General features: G+C 52.8%; 19 protein-coding genes and 1 tRNA gene. 16 read left to right on the top strand and 4 right to left on the bottom strand.

Annotation, left to right across the window (positions count from 1 at the left end; genetic code table 11):
- The first annotated feature begins 11 nt into the window (after nucleotides 1–11).
- From ruvA to Ga0123462_RS05270, 7 genes are all read left to right on the top strand, one after another.
- Complete coding sequence (gene ruvA / locus Ga0123462_RS05300) at nucleotides 12–578, top strand: Holliday junction branch migration protein RuvA (protein WP_100265345.1); 567 nt, start codon at nucleotides 12–14, stop codon at nucleotides 576–578.
- A gap of 8 nt (nucleotides 579–586) precedes the next feature.
- A complete protein-coding gene (ruvB, locus tag Ga0123462_RS05295; RefSeq protein WP_232726661.1) occupies nucleotides 587–1,618 on the top strand; it encodes a Holliday junction branch migration DNA helicase RuvB in 1,032 nt (343 codons plus the stop codon).
- Complete coding sequence (locus tag Ga0123462_RS05290; protein ID WP_100265343.1) at nucleotides 1,615–2,046, top strand: YbgC/FadM family acyl-CoA thioesterase; 432 nt, start codon at nucleotides 1,615–1,617, stop codon at nucleotides 2,044–2,046. Before ruvB ends, Ga0123462_RS05290 begins: the two co-directional genes overlap by 4 nt.
- Nucleotides 2,043–2,732 carry a protein TolQ gene (gene tolQ, locus Ga0123462_RS05285; RefSeq protein ID WP_100265342.1) on the top strand — a complete coding sequence of 230 codons (690 nt, stop codon included), beginning with the start codon at nucleotides 2,043–2,045 and terminating at the stop codon, nucleotides 2,730–2,732. The genes Ga0123462_RS05290 and tolQ overlap by 4 nt, the downstream gene beginning before the upstream one ends.
- Before the next feature lie 6 nt (nucleotides 2,733–2,738).
- Nucleotides 2,739–3,155, top strand: coding sequence for a protein TolR (gene tolR, locus Ga0123462_RS05280; protein ID WP_100265341.1), 417 nt, complete (start codon nucleotides 2,739–2,741; stop codon nucleotides 3,153–3,155).
- Nucleotides 3,133–3,933 (top strand): energy transducer TonB, encoded by an 801-nt coding sequence (locus Ga0123462_RS05275; RefSeq protein ID WP_100265340.1) that lies wholly within the window; start codon nucleotides 3,133–3,135, stop codon nucleotides 3,931–3,933. Before tolR ends, Ga0123462_RS05275 begins: the two co-directional genes overlap by 23 nt.
- Before the next feature lie 84 nt (nucleotides 3,934–4,017).
- The gene (locus Ga0123462_RS05270) at nucleotides 4,018–4,635 is read left to right on the top strand and encodes a hypothetical protein (RefSeq protein WP_100265339.1); all 618 of its coding nucleotides are present in this window, start codon (nucleotides 4,018–4,020) and stop codon (nucleotides 4,633–4,635) included.
- A gap of 67 nt (nucleotides 4,636–4,702) precedes the next feature.
- Here Ga0123462_RS05270 and Ga0123462_RS05265 read toward each other — a convergent pair whose 3' ends face one another.
- Nucleotides 4,703–5,815, bottom strand: a complete 1,113-nt coding sequence (locus tag Ga0123462_RS05265) for an SH3 domain-containing protein (protein ID WP_100265338.1) — start codon at nucleotides 5,813–5,815, stop codon at nucleotides 4,703–4,705.
- A gap of 197 nt (nucleotides 5,816–6,012) precedes the next feature.
- A tRNA-Lys gene (locus Ga0123462_RS05260) sits at nucleotides 6,013–6,088 on the bottom strand.
- Nucleotides 6,089–6,536: 448 nt separating this feature from the next.
- Here Ga0123462_RS05260 and hisJ point away from each other — a divergent pair.
- The 5 genes from hisJ (at nucleotide 6,537) to Ga0123462_RS05235 (ending at nucleotide 15,458) form a co-directional block, all read left to right on the top strand.
- The gene (gene hisJ, locus Ga0123462_RS05255) at nucleotides 6,537–7,364 is read left to right on the top strand and encodes a histidinol-phosphatase HisJ (protein WP_232726660.1); all 828 of its coding nucleotides are present in this window, start codon (nucleotides 6,537–6,539) and stop codon (nucleotides 7,362–7,364) included.
- A complete protein-coding gene (locus Ga0123462_RS05250; protein WP_100265337.1) occupies nucleotides 7,365–8,123 on the top strand; it encodes an SDR family NAD(P)-dependent oxidoreductase in 759 nt (252 codons plus the stop codon).
- A gap of 191 nt (nucleotides 8,124–8,314) precedes the next feature.
- Nucleotides 8,315–12,967 (top strand): glutamate synthase large subunit, encoded by a 4,653-nt coding sequence (gene gltB / locus Ga0123462_RS05245; RefSeq protein WP_100265336.1) that lies wholly within the window; start codon nucleotides 8,315–8,317, stop codon nucleotides 12,965–12,967.
- The gene (locus Ga0123462_RS05240) at nucleotides 12,960–14,396 is read left to right on the top strand and encodes a glutamate synthase subunit beta (protein WP_100265335.1); all 1,437 of its coding nucleotides are present in this window, start codon (nucleotides 12,960–12,962) and stop codon (nucleotides 14,394–14,396) included. Before gltB ends, Ga0123462_RS05240 begins: the two co-directional genes overlap by 8 nt.
- Nucleotides 14,397–14,462: 66 nt before the next feature.
- The gene (locus tag Ga0123462_RS05235) at nucleotides 14,463–15,458 is read left to right on the top strand and encodes an oxidoreductase family protein (protein ID WP_100265334.1); all 996 of its coding nucleotides are present in this window, start codon (nucleotides 14,463–14,465) and stop codon (nucleotides 15,456–15,458) included.
- A gap of 1 nt (nucleotide 15,459) precedes the next feature.
- Here Ga0123462_RS05235 and Ga0123462_RS05230 read toward each other — a convergent pair whose 3' ends face one another.
- Nucleotides 15,460–16,179, bottom strand: coding sequence for a rubrerythrin family protein (locus tag Ga0123462_RS05230; protein ID WP_157821280.1), 720 nt, complete (start codon nucleotides 16,177–16,179; stop codon nucleotides 15,460–15,462).
- Nucleotides 16,180–16,312: 133 nt separating this feature from the next.
- On the opposite strand from Ga0123462_RS05230, the gene Ga0123462_RS05225 reads away from it, so the two are divergent.
- Nucleotides 16,313–16,696, top strand: a complete 384-nt coding sequence (locus Ga0123462_RS05225; protein ID WP_100265332.1) for a DUF3568 family protein — start codon at nucleotides 16,313–16,315, stop codon at nucleotides 16,694–16,696.
- Nucleotides 16,697–16,716: 20 nt separating this feature from the next.
- On the opposite strand, the gene Ga0123462_RS05220 is transcribed toward Ga0123462_RS05225, so the two are convergent.
- A complete protein-coding gene (locus tag Ga0123462_RS05220) occupies nucleotides 16,717–17,409 on the bottom strand; it encodes a TrkA C-terminal domain-containing protein (RefSeq protein WP_100265331.1) in 693 nt (230 codons plus the stop codon).
- 133 nt (nucleotides 17,410–17,542) lie between these two features.
- Between Ga0123462_RS05220 and Ga0123462_RS05215 the strand changes: the two genes are divergently transcribed.
- The 3 genes from Ga0123462_RS05215 to cmoB are packed head-to-tail and all read left to right on the top strand — an operon-like array spanning nucleotide 17,543 to nucleotide 19,891.
- Nucleotides 17,543–18,157, top strand: coding sequence for a hypothetical protein (locus tag Ga0123462_RS05215; RefSeq protein WP_100265330.1), 615 nt, complete (start codon nucleotides 17,543–17,545; stop codon nucleotides 18,155–18,157).
- Between the two features lie 40 nt (nucleotides 18,158–18,197).
- Nucleotides 18,198–18,908 carry a carboxy-S-adenosyl-L-methionine synthase CmoA gene (gene cmoA / locus Ga0123462_RS05210; protein WP_100265329.1) on the top strand — a complete coding sequence of 237 codons (711 nt, stop codon included), beginning with the start codon at nucleotides 18,198–18,200 and terminating at the stop codon, nucleotides 18,906–18,908.
- The gene (gene cmoB / locus Ga0123462_RS05205) at nucleotides 18,905–19,891 is read left to right on the top strand and encodes a tRNA 5-methoxyuridine(34)/uridine 5-oxyacetic acid(34) synthase CmoB (protein ID WP_100265328.1); all 987 of its coding nucleotides are present in this window, start codon (nucleotides 18,905–18,907) and stop codon (nucleotides 19,889–19,891) included. The genes cmoA and cmoB overlap by 4 nt, the downstream gene beginning before the upstream one ends.
- Nucleotides 19,892–19,940 lie beyond the last annotated feature (49 nt).

Here is a 19,940-nt window from a genome sequence, read left to right as displayed (position 1 = left end):
GGTGAAATAAATTGATTGGCTGGCTATCAGGAACAGTTCGCGAGCTCGATCCGGCTGGCCTTGTGATTGTAGAGTCCGGAGGTGTCGGCTATGAGATTGCTCTTAGCCTGCAGACGCTTTGCAAACTGAAACAGGGGCAAAAGGCGGAACTCTCCATTCACACCTATGTGCGTGAAGATCAGATCACACTATTCGGGTTTGCGAACAGTGCTGAGCGCAAACTGTTTCGAAAACTGAACACGGTTTCCGGTATTGGTGCACGCATGGCGTTGAATCTGATGAGCGGCATGTCGACCGATGAGCTGGTGAATGCCATTGAAAGTTCCGACGACATCGCTATTGCCCGCACACCGGGTATTGGCAAACGGACAGCACAGCGGCTTATTATTGAATTGCAGGGTAAACTCGATGCAGGGACCACCTCAGGCGGAGCAGCAATTAGCAGCAGCAATGAAGATGTGCGTTCAGCTCTTACCAACCTGGGCTACAAACCTGCACAGATTGATGCAGCACTGAAAAAGGTGGAGCCGGCAGACTTTGAGACCATGTTCCGCAACACACTGAAGGCACTAGGCTGATGGCTGATATGAAAGAACTCCAGGAAGAGCGACTAATCGATGGAGTCTCATCCAATAGTGATAATTGGGATGCAGCGCTTCGCCCTAAATCCCTTGATGAGTACGTAGGTCAGGAGAAAATCCGTGCCAACCTGAAGGTCTATATTCAGGCAGCCAAGGCGCGCAATGAATCACTCGATCATGTACTCCTCTACGGGCCGCCGGGACTTGGCAAAACCACGCTTGCCAACATTATCGCCAATGAGATGGGGGTGAATATTCGCGCCACTTCCGGGCCGGTGATTGAGCGGCCAGGCGATCTGGCTGCCATGTTGACCAACATCGAAGAGGGAGACGTTCTCTTTATCGATGAAATTCACCGTTTAAGCCCCCAGGTCGAGGAGATCCTCTACCCTGCCATGGAAGATTTTCAACTCGATATCGTGATTGGTCAGGGCCCTGCGGCCCGCTCCATCAAGATGGATATCCCTCGCTTTACACTGGTTGGGGCCACCACCCGGGCCGGCCTGCTCACCAATCCCCTGCGCGACCGTTTTGGTGTCATTGAAAGACTGGAGTTCTATTCGCATCAGGAACTGGCAGCCATCGTGTCGCGCTCTGCACGGCTACTGCAAATTCACTCCGGAGAAGATGGTGCCTTTGAAATCGCACGCCGTTCCCGAGGCACACCACGCATCGCCAACCGTCTGCTGCGCCGCGTACGTGATTTTGCCGAGGTGGAACACAGCGGCTTAATCAACAAAGACGTGGCTGACGCATCCCTGAAGCGGTTAGAAGTCGACCACATGGGGCTGGATCACCTTGATCGTCGACTGCTGCTTGTCATTATCGACAAATATAACGGCGGCCCGGTCGGACTCAATACACTGGCAGCTTCATTATCTGAGGAGCGTGACACGATTGAGGATGTACTTGAGCCCTATCTGTTGCAGGAGGGGATGATCGCTCGTACGCCGAGTGGCCGAACCGCCACACCACTTGCCTATGCGCATTTGAAGCGGGAGTTGCCGGGCAGTGGCAAACAGGAGTCGCTGCTGTGACCTCTTTCACCGAAACCCTTGATATCCGAGTATACTATGAGGATACCGACCATGGGGGAGTCGTCTATTATGCCAATTATCTCAAGTTCATGGAGCGTGCACGCAGCGAATTCTTGCGCACAGCAGGCCTTGAACTCGATGCGATCGAAGCGGATTTCGGTGTCATGTTTGCGGTAACTGAAGCACACCTGCTCTACCATGCACCTGCCCTGTTCAACGATATACTGGAGGTAGAGAGCAGCCTGACCTCCATGCGTGGAGCCCGTATCGCTTTTGAGCAGAAGATATACCGCAAGTCAGACCGAAAACTACTAACTTCAGGTGATATCCACCTTGCCTGCCTTACACGTGAAGGCCGGGCAGGCCGCATCCCCTCACCTGTATCAGACACGCTGCGCAATCATTTGAATCCGAAGGAGAACTCATGAATCAGGATCTTTCTATCCTCACCCTTGTCCTCAATGCAGGCTTTGTTGTTCAAGGCGTCCTTGTGCTGCTTATGCTTCTCTCCGTCATGTCATGGGCGATTATTTTTAACAAATGGCGCCTTTACAGTAAAACCCGCAATGAGGCTGAGCAGTTCTCGCACAACTTCTGGGGCGGAACGGATATGGACACCATCATGACCGGCATTCCCCAGCAATACCCTGATTCGCCTTTGCCGAATATTTTCCAGGCCGGATATCGTGAATTTATGCGCTCGCGTCGCGATGCGACACAGGAGATTGCAGGAAAAATTGTTGCAGCCGGCGGCATAGACGGCATTCGCCGTGCCCTTGATGCAGCATTCTCCCGTGAGATGGAAAAACTGTCACGCAACCTTGCCTTTCTTGCCACGGTAGGCTCCACATCACCGTTTATCGGACTGTTCGGTACCGTCTGGGGAATCGTGAATGCATTCCAAAGTATCGCACTGACCAAAAACACCTCGCTTACTGCGGTGGCACCTGGAATTGCCGAGGCACTTGTAGCCACTGCCTTCGGCCTGATAGCGGCCATCCCTGCGGTGGTGGCTTACAACAAGTTCACTTCCGACCTTAAACGCATGGCGGCCAATATGGAGCAGTTCAGCTCAGAATTTCTCAACATTATCGCCCGCCACATCAAGGGATAATCAGCCATGTGGGCCGGACAGAGCAAATGGAGCAAGGACTCCGAACCGATGGGAGAGATCAACGTCACACCTCTGGTTGATGTGATGCTGGTACTGCTGATTATTTTCATGGTAACCGCTCCCCTGCTCACCCAGGGAGTCAATGTCGATCTTCCTGATGCCGAATCCCCTGCGATGCAGCAGAACGTTGAACCTCTGGTTGTCACCATACGTGCTGACGGTGCCATATTTATGCAGAAGCTGCCGATCGATATCAAACAACTTGCACCGCGAATCAAGGCGATGCGCGAACAGAAGCCGGGGCTACCGGTCTTTATTCGCGGCGATGCCAAAACGCCATACGGCCGCGTTGCCGAAGTGATGAGCCTGCTGGAGAGTGCAGGCATCAGGAAAGTTGGCCTTGTCACTGAGCCACACCGTTAAAAAAGAGTTATCTCAGGATAGTTCGGCAGACCTTACCAGGCTGGATCTGATCTATGCCGCGCTTCTTCACCTTCTTGTTATTATCGTGGCTGTAGTGCTCGCCTACTGGCAAAACGAGAAGCAGGATGAACCACTGCAGCGCATTGAGGTGATGATGATCTCCGCGCAACAGCTATCTGAGATCGAACATATGGCGCGGCGCAAAGCCAAGCCGGTAAAACAGGAAGCGCCCAAACCGAAGGCGACTGAAAAACCAAAGGTTGACCCCAAGAAAGAGCCTGTGCTGAAACTGGAAGAGAAACCGAAACCCAAGCCAAAGGCAGAGCCGAAGCCGGAGGTGAAAGCAGCCCCTGCCCCGAAAGCCGCCGCAAAAAAACAGCAGCTCGATTTCGATCCGTTCGCCCCCATTGCTTCGACTACCGACCGTAGTGCAGAAAGCCGCAACAAGGCCTCTACATCACGGCCTGACATTGCAAATATTGCCGGCCAGCAGCTCTCAAGAAACGAAATTGAACGCTATATCGCGCTGATGCAGGCAGCAGTGCAGGAGCACTGGAAGGTTCCCGCAAGCAGCAGCGAGGTTACTGATCCGCTCGTTGAGATGGAGCTCTCCCGTACCGGTGAAGTGGTATCGGTGAAAATCATGGAAAGCTCAGGCAATGATATGATGGATGCCTCATTGATCCGCGCCATCCAGGCAGCAGCACCTTTCCAGCTTCCGAAGGAGCAATTTGAGTATTTCCGTGTTAACCAGCTCCGTTTCCGCCCCCTGAAGTAGCTCTTTTGACCTGTCGCTCCAAGCGCGTTTGATCTATAGTAATATCAGACTGCCCAAGCATTACACGAGTGCAGAGGAGGAGACATGAAGGTTTCCGAAACTGAGCAAGGCCTGTCGGTCGAAGATACATGGTGGGGAATGATTGTTCTCTTATGGATCGGGGGTCTTCTCCCTTTACTTCTGATTCTACGCTACGGAATTGGCGACCTGCCATTTAAACTGGTGACCATTCCCGTACTTGTCTTCGCTTCAGGCCTGCTGATCTATAGTGCCGCACAGATATCTCTCAGATCGCGCTGGCATTTCGATTTTGCTGCAAACGTACTGAACTGGTCGCAGCGAGGCCCGTTTATTCGACGGGGCGGCACGATCGCGATCCCGGACATCGAAAAGCTCTTCATCCAGGCCGATTCCGGCATTGCACCTGACAGCAAGCGATACCGCCTTGCAGTTGTTCACGCCAACGGGCTTCTGCCATTAACCCCCTATTATCTTCGTGACAGTGCCAATTACGATAAATTGAAGGGTATCTCACTGAAAATCAGCAGCCATATGGAGCGACTCAAGATCGACGATGATGAAACAATACGCGATCTGCTGGCACGCCAAATGCGCACCGCCGCACTTCGACAGGCCCGCATCATGCATAAACTCACGGCCGATGAAGCTGAAGCCTATCTGTCTGGGATTGAAGGATGTTGAAACTGTAGCCGGACAAGCATAAAAAAAGCCGCCCAATATGGACGGCTTTTCACTGACCTTTCATTAATCAGAATATCGATCGATGTGCCCAGGCAGTCGTTCCGCTATCCAGCTTAACCTGATACCAATCCTTCTTTTCGCCCATCTTCGTGATATAGGCACCCTTCTTCAGACGAGTGACGATTTCACCTTTACTGTTCGGCTCGCTGCGGATATTCCCCAGATCGACAGTCACCTGAAGACGCGGAGCAAATACACTGTGGTGCACCCAGGCAACTGAGTCGTTGTTCAGCCTGACATGGAACCATCCATCGTTCTCTTCCAGCTTGTAAACCACATCGCCCTTTTTAAGGCGTGAAATCACCTTGCCTGTGTTATCCGGCGCATTTCGTACATTGCCAAAGTGGGCAGTCACCGTGATCTTTTGACCCTTCGGCTCTGATGCAGCCTGTTTCTCAACAGGTTTGCTCTCCGGGGCAACCTCACGCTTGGCCGCTTCCTCAACTTCGGGCGTACTCTCTGTCACGCTTTCTGCAACAGGTTCAGGTTTAACTTCTTCCACAACGACAGCAACCGGTTCAGTTATGATTTCTGGCTCACGCTGTAGTTCAGTCACCACCACTTCTGGCGCAATCACATTCGCATCTGCTGTGGCATCTTCAGCATCAGTAACGGTTGTATCAGGCAGGGACGATTCGATAGTTGTCTGAGGAGCCTCTACAACAACCGCCTGCTGCTCTGAGGTTGGCCAGAACACCCACAGCAGAGCAGCCGCAATGGCAGTACCGACTGCTGCCTGTATCAGGGTATGGGAGAGTGGCTTCTTCTCTTCATCAATGCCGTTGGCCTTCGTAATACCGTAGGTGTGGAACTCCTTCTCCAGATTGATCACCTCAGAGCCTTTGGGGGCTGGCTCTTCTGCCGATGCTGAATCAATAGATGGTGCTGCTTCGGATACCGGCTCGGCATTCTCTTTCTCGATTTCGTGGATATAACTGTCAAAGTGGATCTGCAGGTTTTTCATAAAGCCATCGACCTTATCCTGCAATTCACTTACCTCGCCAATTCGATCTACATCAGCAAAAGCCTCCAACTCATGGCTAACGATCGCGTGCAGTTGCTCCCTCAGGTTTGCACCCTCATGTTGAATCTCAGTTTCAGACTGACGTTTGCCGCTCATCTATCTATCTCTCCCATTCGATAATTTCGTTCAACTCTGACAATAGCTATCTGGAAAAATGTGACCCAAATCATCATGGCTGCATGATATAAATATGGAGGTGAATTCATTTGGTACTCTCATTAAGAGCCTTCCAGGATGTCAAACGCCTCAGGAAATGAAAAAGGGCCACGAAAATTCGTGACCCTTTATGAATATGGTGCGCCCACTAGGACTCGAACCTAGGACCCACGGATTAAAAGTCCGCTACTCTACCAACTGAGCTATAGGCGCGCTCTGTTGCGGCGCGAAGTGTGCGAATTTAGAAGGACGTGTCAAACCCTTTATCTCCCCTCTTCGCCGAATACGTGATGATTGCTCAAAAAAATACACCGGAAGGCAATTTGCAACAGTTGTGATGCAGGTCACATATGCCGCGTCGAAAGAGACTAAAAATCGATCTGTAATTTGAAATCAGATCATTCATGGAGGCCGCAATGCAGAAGTCGTTTAATCCAGTCAGCCAGACCGAAGATCGAGCAGTTATTATCGCTATCGTGGTGCTAGTTGCTTTTTACGGTGTTGTTTCATCACTGATCTGAACTCTAAATAAACTCCGGTCCTGTGCCGGCTGTTATTCATGGACATTGAATTCCAAGGGGCGCGAATCATCTCGCGCCCCTTTTCGTTGCCCTTTTCTATGCAAAGTTGCCAGCTTGCTCCGCTGCTTTAGGATAGCTGCATGCGCTATCAACCCGTTCCCGATTACCATATGCACACGCCTCGCTGCAATCATGCTACAGGTACCGTTGCCGATTATGCTGATGCTGCCATTGCTGCCGGCTTGAGAGAGATCGGCATGTCCGATCACAGCCCTATGCCAGGCGACTATGATAAGGCCTGGCGCATGGGTCACTTCGAGCTGAAGGACTATATCACCGAGGTAGAGCATGCACGAAAAAAGTATGCGGAGCAGCTCACCATCAGGCTCGGCATCGAAGCGGATTTTCATCCCGGCACCGAAACCTATGTCATGGAGATGATTGAGACCCATCCGTGGGACTATGTCATCGGATCAGTCCACTATATTGGTGACTGGGGTTTTGATAACCCGGACACGATACAGATTTGGGACACCTGGAGAATCGAGGATGCCTACTGTGCCTATTTCAAACTGGTAGAGCAGTCAGCCCAGTCAGGACTTTTCAACATCATCGGTCATCCGGATCTCATCAAGAAGTTCGGGCACCGCCCCCCTTCCGACTCTAAAGCGGTGAACGATGCAATTGAATCAATGCTTCAGGCTGTGAAAAAGGCAGATGTGGCCCTGGAGATAAGCTCAGCAGGGCTGCGAAAACCAGTCGGGGAAATCTACCCGCAGGCCAGAATCGTAAAACGGGCAGCAGAACTTGGCATCCCTTTCTCCTTCGGCTCAGATGCGCATGCGCCAGCTGAAGTTGGCCACGCCATGAACGAATGCCTTGATCATTTGATCTCACTGGGTGTGACTGAAATTGCCTGCTTTGAAAAAAGGCAGCGAATGATGCTGCCAATCCAGACTACATCCTAAATGGGGAAGCAGCTTGCCGTACTGATCACCGGTGCATCCGGCGGTTTTGGAATTGAATTCGCCAGACAGATTGAGCCGCTGGGGTATCGCCTTATTCTTCACGGCCGCGATCTTCCCCGCTTGAAGATGACCCTGGGAAGCCTCAAGCATCCTGAGCGACACAAGCTCATTCAGGCGGACATGAATGCCAAAACCGGTATCACTAGTTTGCTTGAATCGGTCGCCGATGAACAACTTGTCGGGCTGGTCAACAATGCCGGATTCGGCATCTGGGGAAGCTTCGAGAAAACAGGCATTGTACCGCAGATCGATGTCATCAAGACCGACCTGAAGGCACCAATCGCCATCACCCATGCACTTCTCCCCTGCCTGATGAAAAACCGCGGTTTCATTATCAACGTATCGTCACTGGCAGGCGAAGCGCCGCTCCCTTACATGAGCACCTATGCAGCCGCCAAAACAGGGTTGACCTACTGGAGTGAAGCACTTCGCTTCGAGTTGGCCGGAAAGGTTCGCGTTGTCACGCTGGCTCCCGGCCCCTCTCCAACCGGATTCAGGGATGTATCCGGCATGCCATCCGGGCCCGGTAGTTTCTTTCGCACCCCGATAGCGTTGATTGTCGAAGCTTCACTGAAAAAACTGGCCAGTGGAGGCGGCTACTGCGTGCCCGGATGGCGCCATAAACTTCTGTTTCTTTTGCAGAAAATAGTCCCAAGATCTTTGGCACTTAAAATCATGGAGGGGCATCTGCGCCCCTGATAATCCATGGTTTTTTTTCTAAGGTTTTTTTGTCAGCAATGATGGTGGAGAATTGTCTTCACTTTCGCTAGATTGCGCCTCCTTTTCGCTCCGGGGGGAGTGATAGAAGTTTGAGTGATGCATTCAGATTCATACATATCGTGCGACCGGTTCTGCCGATTGTCTGAGTCTTAATCTGTGAGGTTAGAAGCATGAGCAATTCACCAAGTGTGAACAGGAAGCCAGTCAAGCAGGGACTGTACGATTTCAGGAATGAGCATGATGCCTGTGGCGTAGGTTTTGTAGCCAATATCAAAAACATAAAAAGCCACGACATTGTCGAAAAAGGCCTTGAAATCCTCGTACGGCTCACCCACCGCGGTGCTGCAGGTGCAGATCCTCGCGAAGGCGATGGTGCGGGCATTCTGCTGCAGATTCCCCACCAGTTTTTTGAAGCCGTTACAGCCGATCTCGACTTCCAGCTTCCAGCCGAAGGAGAATACGGCGTCGGCATGGTCTTCTTTCCCCAGGATAAAGCGTATCGCAAAGCATGCCAGGAGATCATTGAGCAGACGGTTGCAGATGAAGGACAGACACTGCTGGGCTGGCGCGATGTGCCGGTGGATTCCGTACGTGCAGACCTGCCGGAGAGTGTCACCTCTTGTGAACCGGTAATTCGCCAGTTTTTCGTGGCTCGCGGAGACAATTGTGCTGACCAGGACACCTTTGAGCGCAAGCTGTTTGTCATCCGTAAGGTTGTGAGCAATTCCGTTGCGGCACTGGGCATGAAAGATGGCGCCAACTTCTATATCGTATCCTTCTCCAGCCGTACCATTGTATACAAGGGCATGTTCCTGTCCCATCAGGTGGCGGCCTACTACGAGGACCTTGCCGATGCACGCATGACCTCTGCGCTTGCACTGGTGCACCAGCGCTTCTCTACCAACACCTTCCCTTCATGGGAACTGGCACACCCGTTCCGCATGATGGCACATAATGGTGAGATCAACACCGTTCGTGGCAATATCAACTGGATGAATGCGCGCCGCCACTCGATGAAATCGGAGCTGCTGGGTGCAGATCTTGATAAACTCTGGCCAATCAGCCAGGAAGGACAGTCAGATACCGCATGCTTTGATAATGCTCTGGAACTGCTGGTTGCAGGCGGCTATTCACTGGCACACGCAGCCATGCTGATGATCCCGGAAGCCTGGGCAGGCAATAAGCTCATGGATGAACAGCGCCGTGCTTTCTACGAGCATCACGCTGCCTTGATGGAGCCATGGGATGGCCCTGCTGCCGTAGCCTTTACGGATGGCCGTCAGATCGGCGCAACGCTTGACCGCAACGGTCTTCGTCCTGCCCGCTACCTGGTTACCGACGATGATCTGGTGCTGGGTGCATCGGAGATGGGCGTTCTTGATATTCCAGAAGAGAGAATTGTTAAAAAGTGGCGTCTGCAGCCGGGTAAAATGCTGCTTATCGACCTTGAAGCAGGCCGAATCATCGATGATGCCGAGATCAAACAGCAGCTTGCATCCGCCAAGCCTTATCAGGAGTGGCTGGCCAAAACCCAGATCCAGCTGGAGAACCTGCCTGAAGAGGTGGCTCCGCAAGCTCCCGATCGCGAAACCATGCTGCATCGTCAGCAGTCATTCGGTTACACGCAGGAAGATATTAAATTCCTGATGACACCGATGGCGGTTTCAGGCCAGGAGGGCACCGGCTCCATGGGTAATGACAGTCCCCTGACTGTTCTCTCCAACCGTGCCAAGCCTTTCTACAACTATTTCCGCCAGCTCTTTGCACAGGTAACAAATCCACCTATCGATCCGATTCGCGAAGAGATGGTTATGAGCCTGACCTCAATTATCGGGCCCCGCCCTAATCTTCTGGGCCTGGAAGAGAGTGAGCCACAGCTGCGCCTTGAGGTGCATCAGCCGATCCTGTCCAATGTCGATGTGGAGAAGATTCGCCATATCGATCAGTACACCGACAACCGTTTCCGCACCATCACCCTCTGCTCCTGTTACACTATAGACCAGGGTGCCGCAGGCATGGAAGCGGCGATTGAAGACCTCTGCAAACAGGCCGAAAAGGCGGTTAATGATCGTTACAACATCATTATCCTCTCTGATCGCAAGATGGATGCGCAGCACATTGCCATTCCTGCCCTGATTGCAACATCTGCAGTCCACCATCACCTGATCCGCAAAGGACTCAGAACCGAAACCGGACTGGTTGTCGAGACAGGCTCTGCCCGTGAAGTACACCATTTTGCCTGCCTGGCCGGCTTTGGTGCAGAAGCGATCAATCCTTACCTCGCCTTTGAAACGCTGGTGGATATGAAACGTCATGGTCAGCTGCCTGAAGATCTCTCCGAACAGGAGATTGAAACCCGCTATATCAAGGCGATCGGCAAGGGCCTGTTCAAGGTGATGTCGAAGATGGGCATCTCCACCTATCAGTCATACTGCGGAGCCCAGATCTTCGAGGCTGTCGGTCTGGCCAGTGATTTTGTCGAGAAGTACTTCACCGGCACAGCCACTCAGATTGAAGGTGCGGGTCTTGCAGAGGTTGCCCAGGAAGCGACCCAGCGTCATATCGATGCATTCCGCGGCGTGATGATCTATAAAGATGCCCTGGATGTCGGCGGTGATTATGCATGGCGTGCACGTGGTGATGATCATACCCTTACCCCTGAGGTAATCGCTAAAGTTCAACATGCAATACGCACATCTAACTATTCATTATATAAAGAATATGCCGACTCCATCAACAACCAGGCTGGAAAGCTGAAAACACTGCGTGGCCTGTTCAAATTTAAAGACAGCAATCCGATTTCAATCGATGAAGTTGAGCCTGCAGCTGAAATTGTGAAACGTTTTGCTACCGGTGCAATGTCGTTCGGTTCGATCTCGCATGAGGCGCACAGCACGCTAGCCATTGCCATGAACCGTATCGGTGGCAAATCGAATACCGGTGAAGGTGGCGAAGAGCCAGCCCGTTTTAAACCAATGGCCAATGGCGACTCCATGCGTTCTGCTATTAAGCAGGTTGCATCGGGCCGTTTCGGTGTAACCACCGAGTATCTGGCCAACTCCGACCAGATTCAGATTAAGATGGCTCAGGGTGCAAAACCGGGTGAAGGGGGGCAGCTGCCTGGCCACAAGGTCGATAAGCGCATCGGTCGCGTTCGTCACTCCACACCTGGCGTGGGCCTGATCTCCCCGCCTCCGCATCACGATATCTACTCGATTGAAGATCTGGCTCAGCTGATCTTCGATCTCAAGAATACCAACCCAGTTGCCGATATCTCTGTAAAACTGGTATCAGAAATCGGAGTTGGCACGGTTGCAGCCGGCGTGGTCAAGGCGCATGCCGACCATGTGGTCATTGCCGGGCATGATGGCGGCACCGGCGCATCGCCTCTGACATCCATCAAGCATGCAGGTTCTGCATGGGAGCTGGGACTGGCTGAAACGCAGCAGACACTGGTTCTCAACCGCCTGCGTGGTCGCACAATTTTGCAGGCCGATGGCCAGATGCGTACCGGACGCGACGTTGTCATTGCGGCACTGCTTGGCGCCGATGAGGTTGCGTTCGGCACCATCGCTCTGATTGCAGAAGGCTGCATCATGATGCGTAAATGCCACCTCAACACCTGTCCAGTCGGCGTTGCCACTCAGGATCCGGAGCTGCGCAAGAAGTTCGTCGGCAAGCCTGAGGATGTGGTCAACTTCTTCATGTATGTTGCCGAAGAGGCGCGTGAGATCATGGCTGAACTGGGCTTCAGAACCTTCGATGAGATGATCGGAAGATCTGACCTTCTCGATACCAACGAGGCGATCAAACACTGGAAGTCGAAAGGGCTGGATCTCTCCCCTATCTTCCATCAGGTCGATGCCAACGGCACCTCTGTTTATCACACTGAGAAACAGGACCACGGTCTCGACAAACTGATTGACAATAAACTGATCGAACAGGCGCAGCCGGCACTGGAGAACGGTACTCCTGTGGTGATCGAAACACCGATTTGCAATGTTGATCGCAGCTTCGGCACCATGCTCTCCGGCCAGGTTGCCAAGCGTTACGGCCATGCCGGGCTTCCTGAAGACACGATTGCCATTAAAGCAAAGGGTATAGCTGGGCAGTCACTCGGTGCATGGCTTACGCGCGGTGTATCGATTGATCTGGCTGGTGAAGGCAACGACTACGTTGGTAAAGGACTGTCAGGCGGTCGTATCGCCATCTATCCGCCAGCCAATTCAAAGATCATTGCTGAAGAGAACATCATTGTCGGCAACACTGTGCTTTTCGGTGCGATTGCCGGCGAATGTTATTTCCGAGGAGTCGGTGGAGAACGCTTTGCCGTTCGCAACTCAGGCGCCGTGGCCGTAGTCGAGGGCGTGGGTGACCACTGCTGTGAGTACATGACCGGCGGAACGATTGTTGTGCTCGGTGAAACCGGCCGCAACTTTGCTGCAGGCATGTCCGGCGGTATCGCGTATGTACTGGACCGCGACGGTACTTTCGAGAACCGCTGCAACATGGCGCAGGTCGCACTTGAGCCGGTTGCCTCTGAAGCCGATGCACTGGAAGAGTTGGATCATCAGGGTGCAGACCTTGAAACACATGGTCGCGTTGATATTAAACATGGCCTCTCCCAGAACGACCAGAAGATCCTGCGTACGCTGATTCAGCGCCATGTCCACTACACCAATTCGGCTGTGGGCAAACGTATTCTGGAGAACTGGAACGACTACCTTGGTCAGTTCGTCAAGGTAATGCCGGTCGAGTACCGCCGTGCACTGGCAGAGATGGAAGCCGAGAAGGCTGCAGAAAAGGAGCAAGCAAATGGGTAAGCCAACCGGATTTAAAGAGTTCTCACGTGAAAACCTGAGTTATGCCCCGGTCGCTGATCGCATCACCCACTATGGCGAGTTTTTCAAACTGCCTGAGGATATGAGCACACAGGGAGCACGCTGCATGGATTGTGGCATTCCTTTCTGCCATAACGGTTGTCCGATCAACAACATTATTCCGGACTGGAACGATGCGGTGTACCACGGCCGCTGGCGCGAAGCGCTGGATATTCTCCACTCCACCAACAACTTCCCTGAGTTTACCGGCCGTATCTGCCCTGCCCCGTGTGAAGAGGCGTGCACGGTCAACCTGATCGGCGATGCCATCTCGATTAAAAATATCGAGCTCTCCATTGTTGAGAAAGGGTGGGCTGAAGGGTGGATTACACCGCAGATTGCCAAAGAGAAAACGGGCAAGCGCGTGGCCATTGTCGGATCTGGCCCTGCCGGCCTTTCCTGTGCACAGCAGCTGGCACGCGTCGGACACGAAGTGGTTGTTTTCGAAAAGAATGACCGCATCGGTGGCCTGATGCGCTACGGTATTCCCAACTTCAAGTTCGATAAATCCGTGATCGACCGCCGTATGGCGCAGATGCGCGCTGAGGGCGTGGAGTTCCGGGTCAACTCTGCCGTAGGTGATAATGTTTCGGCATCCGACCTGCTCAACCGGTTTGATGCTGTGGTGTTAACAGGTGGTTCAGAGAAACCGCGTGATCTTCCGATTGAAGGGCGCGACCTGAACGGCATCCACTTTGCCATGGAGTTCCTGACCAAGAATACCAAACGTGTACTGGGCGACGATATTCCTGAAGAGGAGTTTATATCGGCAGCTGGTAAACATGTGGTAGTCATTGGTGGTGGTGATACCGGCTCTGACTGCATCGGCACATCAAACCGTCACGGTGCTGAATCGGTGACACAGCTGGAGATTCTTCCTCGTCCTGCTGACAACCCTGACAAGCTGGTAACATGGCCGAATTATCCGATGAAGATGCGCACCTCCACTTCCCAGGAAGAGGGATGCAATCGAGATTGGGAAGTTTCTACCCGCCGTTTTATTGGCGATGAGAATGGCAACGTACAGGCGATCGAGTGTGTTCGTGTCAAATGGAGCAATGAAAACGGCCAGTGGAAAATGGAAGAGATTCCTGGCTCCGAATTCGAACTCCCTGCACAGCTGGTAACACTTGCAATGGGATTTGTGCATCCCGTGCACGAAGGCATGCTGGAAGAGCTCGGTGTCGAGAAGGATGGTCGCGGTAACGTGGCTGCCAATGACACCGGCTATGCAACCAGTATCGATAAAGTGTTTGCAGCCGGTGATATGCGTCGCGGCCAGTCACTGGTGGTCTGGGCTATCCGTGAGGGTCGCCAATGTGCCCATGCGGTAGATGAGTACCTGATGGGTACAACCACCCTGCCCCGCTAAGTAATGCCATCAACAGATTCAGGGCTGCCTTCATAGGCAGCCCTTTTTCGTTTACACTCAATCACGATGAAACAGAACCTTCTTGAAATCATTAAGCAGGCCACAGGCGCATCAAATGCAACCAAAGGCGAGGTGATCCAGTCACTGTGGAGCGGATATGGTGAGATCGTACGCATTCACCTTGAGGGTGCTGCAATCGACAGCGTCATCCTCAAACATGTGCGCTTTCCCACTGAAGCGGATCACCCGTATGGCTGGCACTCTGACCTGTCGCATTCGCGCAAGGTAAAGTCATACGATGTCGAGATGACGTGGTACGCCGACTACGCCAATCGCTGCAGTAAGGATTGTTACGTCCCCCACTGCTACTACTCGGCAACCCTGGCTGACGATGAGCATGTAATGGTGCTTGAGGATCTCGATGATGCAGGTTTCCCTGTTCGCCGCACTGAAATGGATCGCCCAGCAGTGGAACTCTGCCTGAACTGGATAGCAAACTTTCATGCGACATTCCTCAACGAATCGCCTGCCGGCCTCTGGCATACCGGAAGTTACTGGCACCTTGCGACACGCCCTGATGAACTAAGCAGGATCGGGGACCCGGCTTTAAAGGCAGCCGCAACCGGCATCGATGCGTTGCTGGAAAAGTGCCGCTATAAAACATTCGTGCATGGTGATGCCAAGATCGCAAACTTCTGCTTCTCCTCCGACTCCCGTTTAGTGGCCGCCGTTGATTTCCAGTATGTCGGTGGTGGTTGCGGCATGAAAGATGTCGTCTACTTTCTAGGCAGTTGCCTTGATGAGTGCCTCTGTGACGCGTGGGAGCAGGCGTTGCTGGACTGTTATTTCAGCTGTTTGAGACAGGCCATCAGCAAACAGGGAAAAGCGGTTGATGTCGATGCCCTTGAACTGGAGTGGCGCGCCATGTTTCCGGTTGCCTGGGCCGATTTTTACCGGTTCCTGGCCGGCTGGATGCCTGGGCACTGGAAGGTCAATGACTATAGCCGCCGTTTAACCGCACAAGTCATCTCCCAGCTCTCAACTCAGGCTAACATGGGGTGAATCAGGGTTTGGGTACTTTTATGTAGGTGTCCAGTGGTTTATGACAGATTGGGCAATCTTCCGCAGGCAGTTCCATGACGGTAGCCCCGCAATTCTGATTTACATAATAGACGCTCTTGTTTTCACGGAATCGATCCAGAAGCGTACTAAAAAAGAAGCCTGTACCGCTCTTGATCTCCTTGATCAGTTCGCGGTGCTGCCGCTCCGCTTCCCAGGCGTAATTGATATACTCATTGGCTTCCGGGTGATTTTCGGTTGCAGTACGCTTGATATATCGCGGATACTCCTTATCGATCTCCGAGAGTTCAACGTCGGTCGCATATTTGAGGTTTTCCTGCGTGGTCGAAGATTTGATGGCGCTCAAATCGATCTCAGGAACCTCCGCGCCCAGACTTTTCAGGATTCGACGAAAATTCCCTGCATGCACCTGTTCTGAGGCAGCGATTGCCTTGAAAAGGTAGGCGATATTGGTGTGTCCATCCGCTTTAGCCGTATCAGAGTAGAGCTTATAGCGGTGGTCGGCACGTACTTCATTACCGTACAACAGCTGTAATACTGCGATGGTCTCAGGATATTTCTGCTCAACAACTGCATCTTCCTGCAGTGAAACAGAGGATTCGGAGGACTCTTCGGCATGTAGGAGAGGCATGCTGCCGGTCAGGGCAAACAGGGCTGCAATAAACATATACACTGCAGCAGGAAGAAGGAAGGAACGCTGCACAGGTCGATCATACACCCTTTTTGATTTTTATTGCAACCCGGCACCGATCTGTGAGCAGAGCAATATGGAGGAGGATCATCTATACTAATCCTATCGACAACATTCAGGTCATCAGGCCGCTCAGGAGAACAGGATGAACAGACGTTTTTTGCTTACACTTTCCATGCTTATCATACTGCCACTCATCAGCAGCTGCATGGTTCTGGTTGCCGGCGGTGCCGGAGCAGGATCTGTTGCCTATATCAAAGGCGATCTTAACGCCAATCTTGAGGCCCCTCTGAATCGGGCTGTATCGGCGACAAACCGGGCCATAACAGCCCTGAAGTTTGCCAAGATAAGCGATGCATATGATGTCTACTCAAGCCGCATCATCGCCCGCACGGCAAGCGACAGAAAGATTACCATCAAGCTGGAGAAGGCAAGCGAGAGCACTACACGCATCTCGATCAGGGTCGGCATGTTTGGTGATGAAGAGGTATCAAACACCATCTTAAGAGAGATCAATAAACGACTGTAACAGAAAGATAATCTGTATATTCAGTCAGGCAGATAGGCAGTCTCGAACTCAGCCTTCATCTTCTGCAGGTGGCCGTAAATGACCAGTTCATCACCCTCCTGGAGTACATCCTGCATTTGGCGGGCAGGCAGCCATGAGTGATTGCGTTCGATACCGAGGATCAGCACCCCCTTGCGTTCGCTGCCGATCTCGATAATCGTCTGGCCAATCAGTGGCGAATCCGCACGCATCTCCAGTTTGACCAGCCCATAACCGTCGGCGAGATGGAGAAGCTCCTCAACAGGCTCGAATTCGAAGAACAGCCTCTTCCTTAACAGCCGCTCAATAAACGCCTCCCAGTAGCCCATCAGCCCCGAACTGCGCGCGATCAGGTAGATGATCAGAACCCCTGCCGTGAGAATCAGGGCTGCTTCTGGCAATGTCTGACTGGAAGTGGTGGCAAATGCGATGGTTGCACCCACAATCACAGTAGCCACACCGGCATAACCTCCGATCATCAGGATGCTTATGATTTTTCGCCGTACCGGATGATTGACCACGCGCTCAGCCTCACGCGTGGTAAACCCAGTAGCGGTGAAGGCCGAAAGCGCCTGGAATTTCGCCTGTTCATAGCGCATCCCGGTCAGCACCAGCATGATAGCTCCGGCACGCACAAACAGCATCGAAAGCAGGATGGCCAATAGTGTTGGCGCAAGAAAATAGAGACCTTCCATCAGAGACCCCTTACAGCACAACCATTCATGAGTTTTCTGCTGTACACCTATTATAGATGATTTTTGGCAGTGCAGCAGAATAGATACCTATTCCCTCATGATTGTTCTATGCTAGCAATGAAGGGGGCTCCCCATGAACAGACAGGTCAACGAACTGATTGAGAAGATCCGTAAACTGGAAGATGAGCTTGAAAATGAACTGGCAGCGCGTCGCGATGAACTCCGTTTCCAGATCGTAGGACAGAGGATCCGATTCGAACAGGAGATTCTCGAACGCCACAGAGAGCTGAAAACAAACCTTCTCCGCTATATTGCTGAAGCTCGACCACTTGTCGCGCTAACAGCCCCTTTTGTCTATGCCCTGCTCTTCCCGTTTGTTCTTCTCGACCTGTTTGTCACGCTATATCAGCTGGTCTGTTTTCCGGTCTACGGCATCCCGAAGGTTCGCCGCCGGGATCACATGATCTATGACCGACACCAGCTTGCCTACCTGAACATACTCGAGAAGTTCAACTGCTTCTACTGCGCCTATGCCAACGGACTGATCTCCTACGTCAGGGAGATCGGGGCCCGCACCGAACAGTACTGGTGTCCGATCAAGCATGCCCGCCGGGTCGCCGGGTCACATCGCCGCTACAGCCGCTTCCTCGATTATGGAGATGGCGAAGGCTACCATGATACGCTTGAGGAGCTGCGCTGCGATTTTGACAACCGTAAAGCAAACGGCAGGAAAAAAAACAGGGATTAGCCGGTTTCTCCCGCACCGGTTTTAGTTCAGATTTCGCCGCATGAGCCGCGACGCCATCTACATCGACAAAATCCACGAAAACGGTTTTACCTTTGATGACAGGGTTGCCTCCGTTTTCGCGGACATGATCAGTCGTTCGGTACCGGGATATGGGCAGACGCTGCAGATGGTTGAGTTGCTGGCGCATCAGTACGCGCAGGAGAACTCCAACCTTTACGATCTCGGCTGCTCACTCGGAGCTGCAACCATGGCGCTGAGCCGCGGCGCTGCCGGCAAGCAGTGCGCTATTATCGCTGTGGATAACTCCCCTGCCATGGTCGAGCGCTGCAGGGAGATGCTGAAAGATGAGAGTGTGGAGATCATCTGCGGGGATATTGTCGAAGCCGGGATCGAAAATGCTTCCGTTGTGGTGCTCAATTTCGTATTGCAGTTTGTGGAGAAATCGCAGCGTCTGAAGCTGCTGACAAAAATCTGCGATGGCCTTAGGCCCGGTGGCGTACTGATCCTCTCCGAGAAAATCGCCTTTGAGGATGCAGATGAAAACCTGCGCCAGATCGAGCTGCATGAGGCCTTTAAACGTGCACAGGGCTACTCCGATATGGAGATCAGCCGTAAACGCACTGCCCTGGAGAATGTACTGATTCCTGAAACGCAGAGCGTGCACCATGCACGCCTCAGGGAGGCCGGATTTTCCGCCTCCTACACATGGTTCCAGTGTTTCAACTTTGCATCCGTGATCGCCATCAAATGAGAGCCTATAAGGATCGTGAAGGCATAAAGCTGCAGCAGGCAGTGGCTGACTCCGCACTGGCAGGGTTTTCCGAGCTGTTGATGGCTCTGCACGAGAAGGGATGGCATAAAATCCTTAAGCACGGTGACCTGAAGCGCTGGCAAGGCGGTTTTGATGCCCTGCCCGACATCACCCCTTCTGAGATCGATTTCAACGCCTCAGCGCTGAAAATCGGCACGCCTGCCGACACTGGCATGCATGAACGGGAGATCGAATCAGCGCTGAAACAGATGCACCCCTGGCGCAAGGGACCTTTTGATATCTTCGGCGTTCATATCGATACCGAGTGGCGCTCGGACTGGAAGTGGGATCGCCTCAGCGAGGCCATCTCTCCGCTGCAGGGCCGGACCATCCTCGACGTCGGCTGCGGATCAGGTTACCACCTCTGGCGCATGCTCGGGTGTGATGCCAAACTGGTGATTGGCATCGACCCCACCCCCCTCTTCTCGATGCATTTCGCAACCATCAAGCGATACGCCCCCGATGCGCCCGCCTTTATCCTGCCGGTCGGCATCGAAGATATGCCTGTGAAGATGCACTGCTTCGACACGGTCTTCTCGATGGGCATTCTCTACCACCGAAAATCCCCGATTGATCATCTGATCGAACTGAAAGGGTTGTTAAATGAAGAGGGTGAACTGGTAATCGACACACTGGTAGTTGAGGGCGATGAGCAGACCTGCCTGATTCCACATGGCCGTTATGCCAAGATGCGCAATGTCTGGTTTATTCCGAGCGTGGCAATGCTGAAGATCTGGCTGAAACGGGCAGGATTCACGCGCATCCAGATCGTTGATGTCTGCCCCACCACCACAGATGAGCAGCGCGGCACGGAGTGGATGACCTTTGAGTCACTGCCTGAGTTCCTCGATCCGAATGACTCCTCTTTAACGATCGAGGGGTATCCCGCCCCGATTCGAGCCGTAGTGACCGCAAAAAGATAGCACGAAAAAGGGCAGGTATTCACCCGCCCTTTTCATTCGTGAACGGCGC

Origin of the sequence: Mariprofundus ferrinatatus (assembly GCF_002795825.1) — a bacterium.
GTDB lineage: Bacteria > Pseudomonadota > Zetaproteobacteria > Mariprofundales > Mariprofundaceae > Mariprofundus > Mariprofundus ferrinatatus.
Note: the sequence above shows the minus strand (reverse complement) of the source record. Positions and strands in the feature narration are given on the sequence as shown.